Genomic DNA, 14,678 nt, shown 5'->3' with positions numbered 1-14,678 from the left:
GCTATATAGCTGGCTTATTTTCTTCGCAAACCTGGAGATGCATATAACATGGCATCACACATATCTACCGTCCGACGAATTGATTTTACATCATGGACACGTACCATCTGACAGCCTTGTGCAATGCCAAAAGCTACAGTTGCAGCTGTGCCCTCTACTGCATCATCGGACTTAACCCCCAAGGTGTTCTGGATGAACCTCTTACGTGAAGTTGCTAGTAGAACAGGATAACCTAGCTCGTTCAGCATAGCTAATGAAGACATCAAGGTGAGATTCTCCTTCAGATCCTTTACAAAGCCGATTCCCGGATCAATGATAATCTGATCCTGATGTACACCTGCTTTCAGGGCAATCTGCACACTTTCCTCGATATCCTGCACAACATCTTGCAAATAATTGGAGTAGTCTCGTTCCTGTCGATTGTGCATCAACATCAGAGGGCAACCAAGTTCCGCTGCTGTTTGTGCCATAGCCGGGTCGGCTTTTGCTCCCCACACATCATTGATGATATGTGCTCCTGCCAGGATAGCCTGTCGAGCTACATCCGCCTTGTAGGTATCCACGGATATCGGAATATGCGGAGCTTGCTGATGCAACGCTTCAATTACCGGAATAATCCGGTTTAATTCCTCCTCGGAGCTCACAACCTGTGATCCTGGTCTCGTAGATTCCCCACCGATATCGATCAGATCGGCGCCGTCCTCTATCATCTGTATGGCATGAGCCACAGCGAGATCAACATGATTGTAACGCCCACCGTCGGAGAATGAATCAGGCGTGACGTTCAAGATGCCCATAATTAATGTCCGTTCTCCAAGTTTCAATTCAGCTGGGCCAAATGAATAAGTTCGTTCATATATAACTGGCGTAAGTGTCATGAAGTATACCCCGCTTTCTCTCGATACATACCCAGAAGTAAGGCTGTAACTGAGCCTATTTGTCCATTGCTAATGATGGTTTCCGTTCCATGTTGATCACGCAAAGCCGTGACAGGCACAAGCTCCGTTACTGACCCTGTCAGGAAAACCTCGTCTGCTTGCAGCAGCTCATCCCAGCGAAATAATCCTTCCTTACAAGGAATACCTTGCTGTAATGCTAACTGCAACACAACAGCACGAGTGATACCTGGTAAAATACCCGTCTCAATTGCTGGTGTGCACAGCACACCCTGCATCATCCAAAATACGTTGCTTACGATCCCCTCAGCCACATAGCCGCTACGTGTTAATTGCAGCCCTTCTGCGCCCTGAGTTGGTGCACCATATCCATTCAACTCCCGTTTGGCAAGAATGCTGTTCATATAATGTAACGACTTGAAGCGAACATTCCCTTCAGGCGTATTGCGAGGTGTCGTCAAACATTGAAGCATCTTGCCCTGCTCATAGAGAGAGGGAGATAGGGGAGGTAACTCTTTGGCCATCAAGATATGATTGGGCTGAATATAATCTCCTGATGGTAATCCAAGAGGAGCTTCACCCGCTGAGATGGTATAACGCACATAAGCATCCTCTAACTCATTTGCTTGTAACAAACGCTGAATCCAATCTGTTACCTCTGCCGGCGTTACCGTAAAAGGAATACCTAGTTCGTGACATCCAGCAGCCATTCGCTCTAAATGCTGCTCCAGCAGAAACGGCACGCCACGATACGTCCGAAATGTCTCAAACAAACCAAGTCCATATAAAAAGCCGTGATCCGTTACCGGAATCACGGCTGCCGCCATATGGATTACGTCTCCGTTGATCGCGGCATAGTTCATGTTATACGGTCACCCGCCCGGACAAGAAGTTACGTAACATCTGATGACCGTGATCTGTAATAATCGATTCTGGATGGAACTGAACGCCTTCTATCGCATACTCTTTATGGCGCAATCCCATAATCTCACCTTCAGCAGTTTCTGCTGTGATCTCTAAGCAGTCTGGTAAGCTGCTGCGCTCAACAATCAAGGAATGGTAACGTGTAGCTGTAAAAGGTGACGGTAATCCAGCAAAGACGGATGTACCGTTATGATGCATCTCGGATGTCTTACCATGCATCATTCGATCTGCTCGAATCACATTACCGCCGAAGGCCTGTCCAATGGATTGATGTCCCAGACATACGCCAAAGATCGGAATGCTACCCTTGAAGTGATCAATAACAGCCAAGCTGATCCCTGCTTCAGTTGGAGTGCACGGGCCTGGAGAGATCAGAATATGATCAGGTGCCAAGGCCTCAATACCTGCCAGATCAATTTCATCGTTGCGACGTACTTCTACAGTCTCACCTAGTTCACCAAGATATTGAACCAGGTTGTACGTGAAGGAATCGTAATTATCGATAACCAGTATCATATGCCTGCTCCTCCTATTCATCCGTCAACGCGGTGACGGTTGCTTCAATTTTTTAGTTTAAAACCAATTAGACCGATTCCGTTATTTCTAGCGACTTCTCTACCTGTAAGGATTCCTCGCTATACTGCACAGCTCTCATCATCGCTCTAGCCTTATTACGGCATTCCTTATATTCACGATATGGATCTGAATCAATAACAATGCCTGCTCCTGCCTGTACGTATCCTACGTTGTCTTTGATCGCCAGTGTACGAATAACAATGTTCAATTCCATATTGCCACTGTAATCCATCCATCCGATCGAACCTGTGTATGGCCCACGACGTACTGGCTCCAGCTCCTCAATAATCTCCATCGTACGCACCTTAGGCGCTCCGGTAATCGTCCCACCTGGGAATGTAGCCGCAATGACATCAAAAGCAGATAAACCCGTTGCCAGCGTCCCTCAACCTGAGACACCAGATGCATCACATGGGAGTATTTCTCAATCGTCATCAGCTCTGGAACATGCACCGATCCATAGGCTGCAATTCTCCCTATATCATTGCGCTCCAGGTCAACCAGCATAATATGCTCAGCCCGTTCCTTGTCGCTGTTCAGCAACTCGGAAGCCATCAGCTCATCCTCACCCTCGTCCCGTCCACGTCTGCGAGTACCGGCTATGGGACGCGCGCTGACTTTGCCATTGTCCACCTTAACGAGCAGCTCCGGAGAACCACTCACCAGTTGAAACTCAGGACTGCGTAACATCCCCATGTATGGGGATGGGTTTACGAGACGTAGCCATTCATAGATATGCTCTGCCTTGGTATTCAGCTGCTTTTCCTGTCGTAATGACAGGTTCACCTGAAATACATCTCCCTGCCGGATATATTCCTGCACCTGATGCACAGCTTGTTCGAACTGGTGCTGGGGAAATGCTGTCTTCCAACCTTCCGTTTCCAGATGCGATACGTCTTCCTTCTGTGACATGAGCAGTCGCTGCTTCCGCTCCGTTGAGACTTGCAATTGATGCTCACCTTGTGCAGCTGTCCATATGTTCAACCAACGCTCTTGCATCAAGACTGCACGCTGTTCGGCCTTAACGTACAACGTAGATAACGCTTGTTCACTTCGATCTTCCGGCATTGCCATATGAACCATACAGAACAAAGCCTGCAGCTCGTGATCATACGCCCAGATTTCCTCAAAGCGCATCCACCAGTAGTCCGGTAGCTCTGGATTATCCTCAGCAATCGTTGGCAACTTCTCTAAAGATCGAGCTATATCATAGCTGAGATATCCAGCACAGCCACCCCCGAAATCTGGTGCTCCTTCTACCTTAGGAGCGCGGTAGGCTGCTGACCATCGTTTCAACACATCAAGCGGCTTGCCGCTCTCCGTGGTTGTATCTCCTTTTTCGAGGTCATAGACGATTGCTTCGCTGCCCTTGCCAGAGATAACGGAAACGGGATGTAGTCCAAGAAATGTGTATCTTCCGCCCTTTCCATTCTCTAACACCATCGCATAAGGTGAGGCCTGCTGCCAAGCCTCTTCCCAGGTTAACGGTAAACCGCCATGATTCGGCTCATCATCCGACTTCATCATATATGGCAGCATGGTCCAGCCTTGTTTGACCCACTCTGTCCAGTCGGCGTATGTTGTCATCACGTGTGTCATTGCGGTGTACCGCCCTCCATCTGTCGCTAGTTCTATTGTCTGATAGTATACTAAAGCACCGCTCCTTTTAAAAGCGTTCAGCAAAAAATCCTCCTCGCCCTTCATACGGGCAGGGAGGATTGAATGTATATTCGGTACAGAATTAAGCTTCGAAATTGTATAGCGGTGTGCTCAAATAACGTTCGCCGTTACTTGGTACAATAACCACTACACGCTTGCCTTCACCCAATTGTTTAGCGACTTGCAAACCTGCGCGAATTGCTGCACCAGAAGAGATACCAGACAGGATACCTTCTTCTTTGGCTACCAGGCGAGCTGTTTCGAATGCATCATCATTCTCAATGTGAATGATCTCATCATAGATTTCTTGATCCAAAATTTCAGGAATGAAGTTGGCTCCAATTCCTTGGATTTTGTGGGGTCCTGGCTTACCGCCAGCCAAAATTGGCGAAGCCGCTGGCTCTACAGCAATAACTTTTACAGAAGGGAACGCTTCTTTCAGCACTTCACCTGTTCCTGTAATTGTACCGCCTGTACCAATCCCTGCAACGAAAGCATCCAACGTACCACCCACGGATTGAATCGCTTCAACAATCTCAGGGCCAGTCGTTTCACGGTGGATCTTCACGTTCGCTTTATTTTTAAATTGCTCAGCCATGAAATAGGTCGGATTCTCCTTCAGGAGTTCTTCCGCTTTTTTGACAGCACCATTCATACCTTCAGCTCCAGGCGTAAGCACAAGCTCAGCACCATAAGCACGAAGCAAGTTGCGGCGCTCCAAGCTCATTGTTTCAGGCATAACAATAACGGACTTATAGCCTTTAGCTGCAGCCACCATCGCGAGACCGATTCCTGTGTTACCACTTGTTGCTTCAATAATGGTATCACCTGGTTTCAACTTGCCTTCTTTTTCCGCTTCTTCTACAATGCTAACTGCAATACGGTCTTTAACGCTTGACCCTGGATTCTGATACTCCAGCTTCACGAATATTTCAGCACTGCCTTCTGGTACGATACGGTTCAGACGAACAAGCGGAGTACCTCCGATGAGTTCTGTTACGTTATTTACTACTTTAGCCATATGAATGCCCTCCTTAGTTGGATGAATAATACTTGGTGCGGTTACCTATACATGTACGGCTGAAGCAGCCTCTGGTTGTTATAGAAGAACTGCGGAAATCCGTTAACGTCCATGCTGTCAGCCATATTCTCTAACCAGTATGGGGATTCCGTAGGTTTCTTTTTTGGTTTTTATTTTTTATTCCGAGTAAACGAGTAGGTATTTGATTATTTTCATCTTATCAACCTTACGCCCTATTGTCAATATGAGTACTTAAAAAAAATACTCTGCCCTGGGCCTTAGGCCTGTAGACAGAGTATTTTTATCACGATGAAGTTAATTCGCAAGATCTATTCATAAATTATGACGCCGGAATATCGGACACGACCACCGCTTCATACTTGTCTCGAAGTCTTTCTTCCACCTGGGGAAGCGGGTCTGCTTGACTTAATGCCAGTTGCATCCGAATTTCTTCGTGAGCCTCTTCTGCCGATTGCTCCTGACGTTCCTGAATATCGTTCAATTTGATGATGGCATACCCTTCTTGAATATCTACAGGTCCTGCAATATCACCAATCTCCAATTGACCTGCAAGGTTCAATACTTCTTCAGGTTGAAATGGATCATTCTGCTCAATCCAGCCTAGTTTTCCGCCCAAATCACGAGAGAAGCTGTCGGTCGATTCGACACGTGCGGTCTGCTCGAAGTCCGCCCCGTTTTCCAGAGCTTCCAATAAGGAATCCGCTTCTCTTTCATCCTTCACCACGATCATGGACAGATCATACTTCTCCGGAGAAACGTAATCTTCCCGATGCTCATTCCAGTAACGCTCGATATCTGAATCCTTAATCTGAATGCTGCTCGTTGCAATCTTCTCCAGTAGAAGCCTATACCCCGCCTCCAGTTCAAGATCCTGCCTAGATAAACCAAGCTGAGACTGCATCTCGTCATAATACGATTGTTCCGAATCATATCCATCCATGGCATTGTGAAGTTCCTTCGCAATTTCTTTAGGTGATACCGTTAGATTACGGGCAATGGCTTCGGCGTATACTGCTTTGCGGTTGAGCATCTGAAGCAGTAGTTCACTGCCATAGCGCTTCTTCAAAGCATCTGTCCATTCCTTATCCGTAATTACCTCTCCATTAATAGTGGCTACAGCGCTACCTTCTTCTTGACCAGAATCATGGGGCAGTTCCCCCTCTTCACGACCTGTTCTGAGACCCTGCAACACCATGACCGAACCCATCATAAGCATACCAAGCGTCAAGACAATGACAGCCGTCCACAATCCTTTTTCTTGCCTTGTCATTCCGTATCCCGTCCCCGCTAGAATCAGTTCTTGGCTTGCTCCAGAATGGTCTCAAGTTGTTCCTTGTTGAAATCATACGCTTCATTACAGAATTGACATACCACTTCAGCTTGACCTTCTTCTTCAATCAATTGCTCCATCTCGGATTGGCCTAAGCTAATGAGCGTTTGCTCTACGCGTTCCCGTGAACACTCACAACGGAATCGAATATCCATTTCATCTAGTACTTGTACATCAGGGAGGATTCGAGTCAACAATTGTTCGAGCTCAAGTCCTTGATCCAGCAAAGTTGTAACTGGCGGCAGTGTACCGATGGACTTTTCAATAACTGTAATCTCATCATCGGACAATCCCGGAAGGAGCTGTACAATAAATCCACCTGCCACGATCACTGAGTTATCCGTATCAACCAGAACACCTACACCTACAGCAGACGGCGTTTGCTCTGACTTAGCAAAATAGTACGTGAAATCTTCACCCAGTTCACCAGAAATAATTGGGACACTACCACGGTAAGGTTCTTTCAGTCCAAGGTCTTTCGTTACATTGACGAAGCCTTCCGTTCCTACTGCACCCCTAACGTCAAGCTTGCCCATACTATTGCTAGGCAAGTGCACGTGTGGATTGGAGACATAGCCACGCACTTCGCCTTTCGCATTAGCATCTGCTACAATTTGGCCAATTGGGCCATCGCCCTTTACCTGGATGGTGAGCTTCTCTTCTCCCTTAAGCATAGCACCCATGATAGCCGCAGCTGTAAGGGTACGCCCCATGGCAGCTGTAGCCGTGGGAAACGTATCGTGTCTTCTGCGCAGCTCCTCAACCAATTCTGTCGTTTGGACAGCAAATGCTCTAACCCGTCCATCCATTGCTGTACCTCGAATTAATCGATCTTGTTTTTTGTTTTCCAAGTCATTCAGCCTCCTTTGGCGTTTTGCCATGTATTATTGTGTATCCATCTAATGTAGAAGAAAAAAACGGCACAACACGTAAGACTGTCTAATCAGCCCGCTGTCTGCGCCCTTTGTTCTTACCTTTCCCGGTTCCGCTCATAAATGATACGCAGCCCTTCAAGCGTAAGCAGCGGATCAACTTCTTCGATGCTGCGGGTTTCTTCTGCAATCAAGGCAGCAAGTCCACCAGTTGCGATAACCTTTGGTTTCGCTCCCAGCTCCTCGCGAATGCGTTCCACAATCCCGTCTACTTGCCCTGCATAACCATAGATAATACCCGCTTGCATGGCATGAACCGTATTACGGCCTATGACCTTCTTGGGTTTCTCTAGCTCAATACGGGGTAACTTCGACGCCCGCTCGTACAGTGCTTCTGTGGCAATATGAATGCCTGGTACGATGGCCCCCCCTAGATAATTGCCCTTCTCGTCAATACAGTCAAACGTCGTCGCTGTTCCGAAATCAACAACAACAAGTGGCCCTCCATATTTATGAACGGCTGCTACTGCATTAACGATCCGATCTGCACCTACTTCACGAGGGTTCTCGTAACGCAGATTAAGTCCTGTCTTAATTCCAGGTCCAACAAGCATTGGCTTTTTGCCAACATACTTAGCACACATCGTTTCAATCACATTCACCAGTGGTGGAACGACAGATGAAATGATAACTCCTTCAATGTCACGTGTAGAGATACCGGACATATGAAATAAATTATAAATCAATACGCCATATTCATCCACTGTGGACTGACGAGATGTGCTCAGGCGAAAATGGTGGAGCAACGTTCGGCCTTGATATACACCAAGAACGATATTGCTGTTGCCCACGTCTACTACAAGAATCAAAGAGGTTCACCCCTCTTTCTTTTCGTTTAAATCAAGGCTAATATCCAGGCTCTCAAAAGAGTAGGTTAACCTGCCAACCGAGATTACATCCACACCGCTCTCGGCAATGCCACGAATGGTTTTCAAAGAGACGTTACCTGAAGCCTCAACTTTTACATGCGGAGACTGCTCGTGGATCAATGCAACTGCCTCACGCATGCGATCCGGATGCATGTTATCCAGCATAATGATATCTGCTCCAGCTTGCAATGCCTCTCGTACCTGATCCAGGTTTTCCGTCTCCACTTCAATGGTCATGGTATGCGGGATAGCTTCTCTAGCACGCTCAACTGCGGGTGTAATGCCACCTGCACCCTTGATATGATTATCTTTGATCATAACCGCATCATATAAACCAAAGCGATGATTCGATCCACCACCCACACGCACGGCGTACTTCTCAAGTAATCGATGACCCGGTGTAGTCTTGCGTGTATCTACTAGCTTCGTCGCTAGGCCTTCAAGTGCATCAACATAAGAACGTGTACGCGTGGCAATACCCGACATCCGTTGCAGCAGGTTCAGAGCCAGCCGTTCACCCGTTAACAAACGGTGTGTGCTTCCCTCTACCTCAGCCAAAATGGTGCCCTTTGTAACCAAGTCGCCATCTTGAACCATCGGTTTAAACACTAGCGTAGGGTCTACCACTTGAAACACCAGTTCAGCTACAGTGATACCTGCAATAATACCCTTGTCTTTGGCATGAATAACCGCCTTGGATTGATGGCCTGCCGGAATCGTTACACTAGAGGTCACATCGCCTGCACCAACATCCTCACGAAGCCAGCTTTTAATTCTTTCGATGAGTTCTTCATTATATCCGTTCAATATCATGACATCAATTCCTCCACAATCGCTTGTTCTCGCTGCTGCAGACTATGCTTCTGCCAGACTACATCATCACGCTGCGGGAAATCTTCCCGATAGTGTGCCCCTCGGCTTTCCTGCCGATGTAACGCACCTGTAGTCACTAGCCATGCACATGTCAAAAGGTTGGCATACTCCATCTCTTCCCTTTGTGTAAGCATCTGGTCAAAATAGTGCAATTCATGCTGAAGCTGTTCTATAGCTCCTTGCAGATTAACCCCGTTACGGCGCAGACCAACATAACGAACCATCATTTTCTGTAGTCGTAGACGTCGTTCAGATACAGGTCTTTGCTCTGCCACGACTTTTCTTCCGATACCTCCAGCAAAATGCTCATAACGGATTGGAGCTAGAGGAGGAAGGGAAAGAACTCGCTCCACTATTCTTCGCCCAAACACGATGGCTTCGGACAAGGAGTTGCTCGCCAGGCGATTCGCCCCGTGTACCCCTGTAGATGAAACCTCACCACATGCGAACAACCTGCCAATACTGCTCTCGCCGCTAAGATCTGTCTTCACCCCACCCATCATGTAATGGGCTGCAGGTGCAACTGGAATCCAGTCTGTGGTCATATCAAGCCCGTACCGCATGCAGGTTTCATAAATTGTGGGGAAGCGATGCTTGATTAGTTCTGTTGATTCATGCGTAATGTCTAAGTAGACAAAGGTACTGTTGGTGGCTTCCATTTCACTGACAATCGCTCTAGCTACAATATCTCGAGGAGCCAGCTCAAGCTGTTCATGATAGCGTTCCATGAAGCGTTCGCCCTTCACGTTACGCAAAACAGCACCTTCACCCCGTACCGCCTCCGATATGAGGAAACGCGGGGCTCCTGGGTAACATAAGGAGGTCGGATGGAATTGAATGAACTCCATGTCCCGAATGACAGCTCCGGCACGATAAGCCATAGCTACCCCGTCAGCCGTTGCGACCTCTGGATTCGTAGTATATCGATACAACTGCCCTGCACCGCCAGAGCATAGAACTGTTGCTTGAGCTTTTACAAACACCTGTGAGCCATCTGCCTTTTGGACAAGGGCTCCTATACATTCACCATGATCCGTGATCAAATCAATAACAAAATGTTCATCCCATACTTCAATGCCTGGGTGCTCACTCACTTCCACAGCCAGCGCTCGCACAATTTCATACCCTGTTGCATCTCCATTTGCATGCAAAATACGGCGGTGGCTATGCGCTCCTTCCTGCGTCAACGCCAGCACGCCGTTCTCCTCATCGAATGCTGTCCCCAGTCTGATTAATTCCTTAACACCGTCTGGGCCTTCATTCACCAACGCCTCAACCGCTGCGGAGCGGCATAAGCCTGCTCCAGCGATTAAGGTATCCTGCAAATGGTATGCGGGGGAATCATCCTCTGCAATGACAGCGGCAATTCCTCCTTGGGCATACCGTGTGTTACTTTCCAATAACGATTTCTTCGTGATCATCAACACACGGCGTTCTTCACCGGCTTTGATGGCAGTGAACAATCCCGCAATGCCTGAACCAATCACTAGCACATCCGTCTCAACTACAGGCAGTGAGGACAGATCAAAATCAACTAAGTATGAAGGTATCATTTTATTCACCCGTCTTGGAGCAAGAGTAACGCTCGTTACTTCACCAGTAACATGCGCTCTAGTGATTCTCTAGCTTTGTCAGCAACAGCTGGTGGTACGTAAATTTGCGGCTTCATCGTTTCCAGACACTTCACCAGTTTCTTCAGGTTATTCACCTTCATGTTAGGGCAAACGAGAAACTTGGTGGCAAAATGAAACTGTTTGTCTGGGCTATCCAGACGAAGCTGATACCCTGTGCCATCTTCCGTACCTACGATGAACTCTTTCGTTGTAGACTTCTTGCAGTATTCAAGAATCGCTGTAGTGCTGCCTACGAAATCACCCATCTCCACTACTTCTGGGCGACATTCAGGATGGACAACAAATTCAGCATTCGGATATTTCGCTCTCATCTCAACAACGTCTTTAACTGTAAGCATATCGTGGGTATTACAATACCCTTCCCAGATAATCATCTTCTTGTCCGTATGTTGCTGCACATAATGACCTAGATTTTTATCAGGTACCCAGATGATTTCATCGGAATCAACAGATTGGATCACTTTAACTGCATTTGCTGAGGTACAACAGATATCCGTTTCTGCTTTGATCTCTGCCGAGGAATTGATATACGTAACCACTTTGGCATTTGGATGTTGTGCTTTTAACTTACGGAGCCCTTCAACGTTGACCATATCAGCCATCGGGCAACCTGCACGTTCATCCGGAATAATAACCGTTTTGTTTGGTGCCAAAATTTTAGCGCTTTCACCCATAAAATGAACTCCACAGAATACGATTACATCTGCATCGGTCTCTGCAGCTTTTTGAGCTAACAGAAATGAATCTCCTCGAAAATCGGCAACTTCCTGTACTTCATCACGCTGGTAATAATGAGCAAGAATAATAGCATTACGTTCCTTTTTCAACTCCATCAGCCGCTCACGCAGCTCACGGTTCATCTCAGCCTTGCGCTCTAAAGCCAGAGCTTCCACCTGTGATCCTCTCCTTTATCGGGACAGCGTTATTCACTGTTTCGTATGACTGTCTACGTCATCATTTTTCGCTTGAGAAACGAATCACAAGCGGTTTAACACCTAATGTACACAACGTTCACGACTCTGTCAATAAATGAAAAGGCTGCAGAACTCCCTGATAACCCCCCATTTTCTGCATGGTTCTTCCTCAATCTCATCATTATCGTTATATATAATTTAAAATAATCGGCATGCGTATCATTATCCCTGAATTGATTCTTATGACATAAAAAAGGAGAGCCCTTGGGCTCTCCTCTGTGTATCTGCCATTAGACAGATCATTAATTTGAATTATGATGTTGGTTTCGTTCCACCATCATCTGGATCATTGCCGTTAGGTTTATCCAGATTCGGAGTTTCGTTAGGAATATCACCCGATGGTGTTCCAGGTGTTTCATCCTTGCCTTGGATACGGACACGCACATCGCCGAGGTTATCAACGATTGGCTCTCCGCTTTCGCTCGGCGTACCTTCATCATCATTGTTGCTCTCAGCTACCGGAGTCAGAGAACCTGTCTCGATCAATTGCTTGATCTGATCCATTTCCAAAGTCTCCACTTCAAGCAATGTTTCTGCGATCAGATGCATCTCTCTCGTATGTTTTACGAGCAAGTCCTTACATTTCTCGTAACATTCGTTAATAAAGCGTTGCATTTCCTGATCAATCTCATATGCAATGGAATCCGAGTAATTCTGTTCATGTCCAATATCACGACCAAGGAACACTTGTCCTTGTGAACTTCCGAATTGCATTGGACCCAATTTTTCACTCATACCATATTCCATAACCATGCTACGAACAATACCTGTCGCTTGTTGGAAGTCGCTGTATGCACCAGTACCAATTTCGCCGATGAACAATTCTTCTGCAACACGGCCTCCAAGGAGTCCTGTTACTTTGTCGAGCAGCTCTTGCTTGGTGACAAGCATACGATCTTCTTTTGGCAACATGATTACATATCCACCCGCACGTCCGCGCGGAATGATAGTAACTTTATGTACCATATCGGCATGTTCCAAGAAATAACCAACGATGGTGTGACCTGCTTCGTGATAAGCAACAATCCGCTTCTCACGGTCACTGATAACACGGCTCTTCTTCTCCGTACCAACAATGACACGGTCAATCGCCTCGTCAACTTCTTTCATGGAGATATCTCTACGATTACGACGTGCTGCAAGCAATGCTGCTTCGTTCAAGAGATTCTCTAGATCAGCACCAGAGAAGCCCGTTGTACGCTTCGCGATAACATCCATCTTCACATCTTTGGTCAGAGGTTTGTTACGAGAGTGTACTTTCAAGACAGCTTCACGGCCTTTAACATCTGGGCGGTCAACCGTAATTTGACGGTCAAAACGTCCTGGACGCAGCAAGGCAGGGTCAAGAATATCTGCACGGTTCGTTGCAGCTACGATGATGATACCTTCGTTAGCGCCGAATCCGTCCATTTCAACGAGCAACTGGTTGAGCGTCTGTTCACGTTCATCGTGTCCACCGCCAAGGCCAGCTCCACGCTGACGACCTACAGCATCAATCTCATCAATAAAGATGATACATGGGGCATTTTTCTTCGCATTTTCGAACAAATCACGTACACGTGATGCACCGACACCGACGAACATTTCGACGAAGTCAGAACCGGAAATACTGAAGAACGGTACACCCGCTTCACCGGCTACGGCACGTGCGAGCAATGTTTTACCAGTACCCGGAGGACCTACGAGCAATACGCCCTTAGGAATACGTGCACCTACTGCTGCAAATTTACGAGGATCTTTGAGGAAGTCAACGACCTCAACAAGTTCCTGCTTCTCTTCATCAGCACCAGCAACGTCTTCAAACGTAACCCGTTTTTTCTCTTCGTTATAGAGACGAGCCCGACTTTTACCAAAGTTCATTACTTTACCGCCGCCGCCTTGCGCCTGATTAAACAGGAAGAAGAACAACAGGAACATAATGATCAAAGGAATAAAAGAGGTCAACAGTGTCAGCCAGATGCTGTCACGTCTCATTGGCTCCTGATTAAACTGAAAATTATTAGTTTCACTTGCCGCTACAAGCTCACTAATCGCTTCATCCGTAGGAGGAATATACGTTGAGAAGTTTTCTGATTTGGCTTCTGCAGGCTTCTCTTTGTATTGACCGGTTACCAGAAACGACTGACCGTCGAATTGAACCGTCAATTCAGAGACATTGTTGGCCTTAACTGCTGCGCGCAACTGATCATATCTAGGATTATCGGTGGCTTCGCCGCCATTGCTGACGAATTGGACTATGCCCACCACAACTAAAAAAAGAATTAAATAAAAAGCAGAATTCCGGATGAACCGATTCATCCCCTACCTCCTCTCGAGACACTTTAATTATTTTAACATAGCCCGACACGGCTTCTCAACAGAAGCCAGGAAACTCTCAAGGCTTGGGTCCAGGATGATATTAGCTGGTGTAGACTTCCGGCTTCAAAATCCCGATATAAGGGAGATTCCGGTACTGCTCAGCGTAATCCAAACCGTATCCAACGATGAACGCGTCAGGAATGTCAAAGCCTGTGTAATGAGCTTCAAGCTCGACCTTGCGGCCTGATGGCTTATCAAACAGCGTAACTACACGCACAGACTTGGAGCCACGGTTTTCAAGTAGATCAATCAGATAACTGAGTGTGAGTCCACTATCAATAATATCTTCGACAATCAGAACCTCGCGACCTTCAACCGAAACATCCAGATCCTTAATGATTTTGACAACCCCTGACGATTTGGTGGAAGCGCCATAACTCGATACTGCCATAAAGTCCATTTCAACAGGTACCGTTATGTTCTTAACCAAATCAGCCATAAATATAAACGCACCTTTGAGCACACAAATGACCAAAGGGTTGCGACCTTCATACTCGGCACTTAATGTTGCGCCTAGTTCCTTAACCTTACTCTGAATCTCTTCTTCGCTAATCAATACTTCTTGAATATCGTTCTGCAACTGTGCGAACCTCCTAAAGTTATACTATGAA

The 14,678-nt window shown here is 46.9% G+C and carries 12 protein-coding genes and 1 pseudogene; all 13 read right to left on the bottom strand.

All coding sequences use genetic code 11. The features are described from left to right. Positions 1-14: 14 nt before the first annotated feature. Positions 15-878, bottom strand: coding sequence for a dihydropteroate synthase (gene folP / locus DMB88_RS00355; protein WP_128099779.1), 864 nt, complete (start codon positions 876-878; stop codon positions 15-17). Beyond that, positions 875-1,759 carry an aminotransferase class IV gene (locus DMB88_RS00350; RefSeq protein WP_128099778.1) on the bottom strand — a complete coding sequence of 295 codons (885 nt, stop codon included), beginning with the start codon at positions 1,757-1,759 and terminating at the stop codon, positions 875-877. Before DMB88_RS00350 ends, folP begins: the two co-directional genes overlap by 4 nt. A 1-nt stretch (position 1,760) precedes the next feature. Next, positions 1,761-2,336, bottom strand: a complete 576-nt coding sequence (gene pabA / locus DMB88_RS00345) for an aminodeoxychorismate/anthranilate synthase component II (protein WP_056697455.1) — start codon at positions 2,334-2,336, stop codon at positions 1,761-1,763. Between the two features lie 67 nt (positions 2,337-2,403). Further along, positions 2,404-3,995 (bottom strand): annotated as a pseudogene (locus DMB88_RS00340) (anthranilate synthase component I family protein). Between the two features lie 142 nt (positions 3,996-4,137). Then, positions 4,138-5,076 (bottom strand): cysteine synthase A, encoded by a 939-nt coding sequence (gene cysK / locus DMB88_RS00335; RefSeq protein WP_128099777.1) that lies wholly within the window; start codon positions 5,074-5,076, stop codon positions 4,138-4,140. A gap of 340 nt (positions 5,077-5,416) precedes the next feature. Further along, positions 5,417-6,367, bottom strand: a complete 951-nt coding sequence (locus tag DMB88_RS00330; RefSeq protein ID WP_128099776.1) for a peptidyl-prolyl cis-trans isomerase — start codon at positions 6,365-6,367, stop codon at positions 5,417-5,419. Positions 6,368-6,390: 23 nt separating this feature from the next. Beyond that, positions 6,391-7,278 carry an Hsp33 family molecular chaperone HslO gene (gene hslO, locus DMB88_RS00325; RefSeq protein WP_285859245.1) on the bottom strand — a complete coding sequence of 296 codons (888 nt, stop codon included), beginning with the start codon at positions 7,276-7,278 and terminating at the stop codon, positions 6,391-6,393. 119 nt (positions 7,279-7,397) lie between these two features. After that, entirely contained in the window at positions 7,398-8,168 is a 771-nt protein-coding gene (locus tag DMB88_RS00320) for a type III pantothenate kinase (RefSeq protein ID WP_056697447.1), read from the bottom strand. Positions 8,169-8,174: 6 nt separating this feature from the next. Further along, positions 8,175-9,041, bottom strand: coding sequence for a carboxylating nicotinate-nucleotide diphosphorylase (gene nadC, locus DMB88_RS00315; protein ID WP_128099774.1), 867 nt, complete (start codon positions 9,039-9,041; stop codon positions 8,175-8,177). Further along, positions 9,038-10,654 (bottom strand): L-aspartate oxidase, encoded by a 1,617-nt coding sequence (nadB, locus tag DMB88_RS00310; protein ID WP_128099773.1) that lies wholly within the window; start codon positions 10,652-10,654, stop codon positions 9,038-9,040. The genes nadC and nadB overlap by 4 nt, the downstream gene beginning before the upstream one ends. A gap of 35 nt (positions 10,655-10,689) precedes the next feature. Then, the gene (gene nadA, locus DMB88_RS00305) at positions 10,690-11,628 is read right to left on the bottom strand and encodes a quinolinate synthase NadA (RefSeq protein WP_056697442.1); all 939 of its coding nucleotides are present in this window, start codon (positions 11,626-11,628) and stop codon (positions 10,690-10,692) included. Positions 11,629-11,961: 333 nt separating this feature from the next. Continuing rightward, entirely contained in the window at positions 11,962-14,007 is a 2,046-nt protein-coding gene (ftsH, locus tag DMB88_RS00300) for an ATP-dependent zinc metalloprotease FtsH (protein ID WP_128099772.1), read from the bottom strand. A gap of 100 nt (positions 14,008-14,107) precedes the next feature. After that, on the bottom strand, positions 14,108-14,647 hold the full coding sequence (gene hpt / locus DMB88_RS00295) for a hypoxanthine phosphoribosyltransferase (protein WP_056697438.1): 540 nt from the start codon (positions 14,645-14,647) through the stop codon (positions 14,108-14,110). Positions 14,648-14,678: the final 31 nt, after the last annotated feature.

This window comes from Paenibacillus sp. DCT19 (genome assembly GCF_003268635.1).
Lineage (GTDB): Bacteria > Bacillota > Bacilli > Paenibacillales > Paenibacillaceae > Paenibacillus.
The sequence above is the reverse complement of the archived record's forward strand: the minus strand, read 5'-3'. Positions and strand labels throughout refer to the sequence as shown.

Coding starts and splice junctions, on each gene's coding strand:
- folP (WP_128099779.1), bottom strand. CDS start 878: ATGACACTTACGCCAGTTATATATGAACGAACTTATTCATTTGGCCCA.
- DMB88_RS00350 (WP_128099778.1), bottom strand. CDS start 1,759: ATGAACTATGCCGCGATCAACGGAGACGTAATCCATATGGCGGCAGCC.
- pabA (WP_056697455.1), bottom strand. CDS start 2,336: ATGATACTGGTTATCGATAATTACGATTCCTTCACGTACAACCTGGTT.
- cysK (WP_128099777.1), bottom strand. CDS start 5,076: ATGGCTAAAGTAGTAAATAACGTAACAGAACTCATCGGAGGTACTCCG.
- DMB88_RS00330 (WP_128099776.1), bottom strand. CDS start 6,367: ATGACAAGGCAAGAAAAAGGATTGTGGACGGCTGTCATTGTCTTGACG.
- nadC (WP_128099774.1), bottom strand. CDS start 9,041: ATGATATTGAACGGATATAATGAAGAACTCATCGAAAGAATTAAAAGC.
- nadB (WP_128099773.1), bottom strand. CDS start 10,654: ATGATACCTTCATACTTAGTTGATTTTGATCTGTCCTCACTGCCTGTA.
- ftsH (WP_128099772.1), bottom strand. CDS start 14,007: ATGAATCGGTTCATCCGGAATTCTGCTTTTTATTTAATTCTTTTTTTA.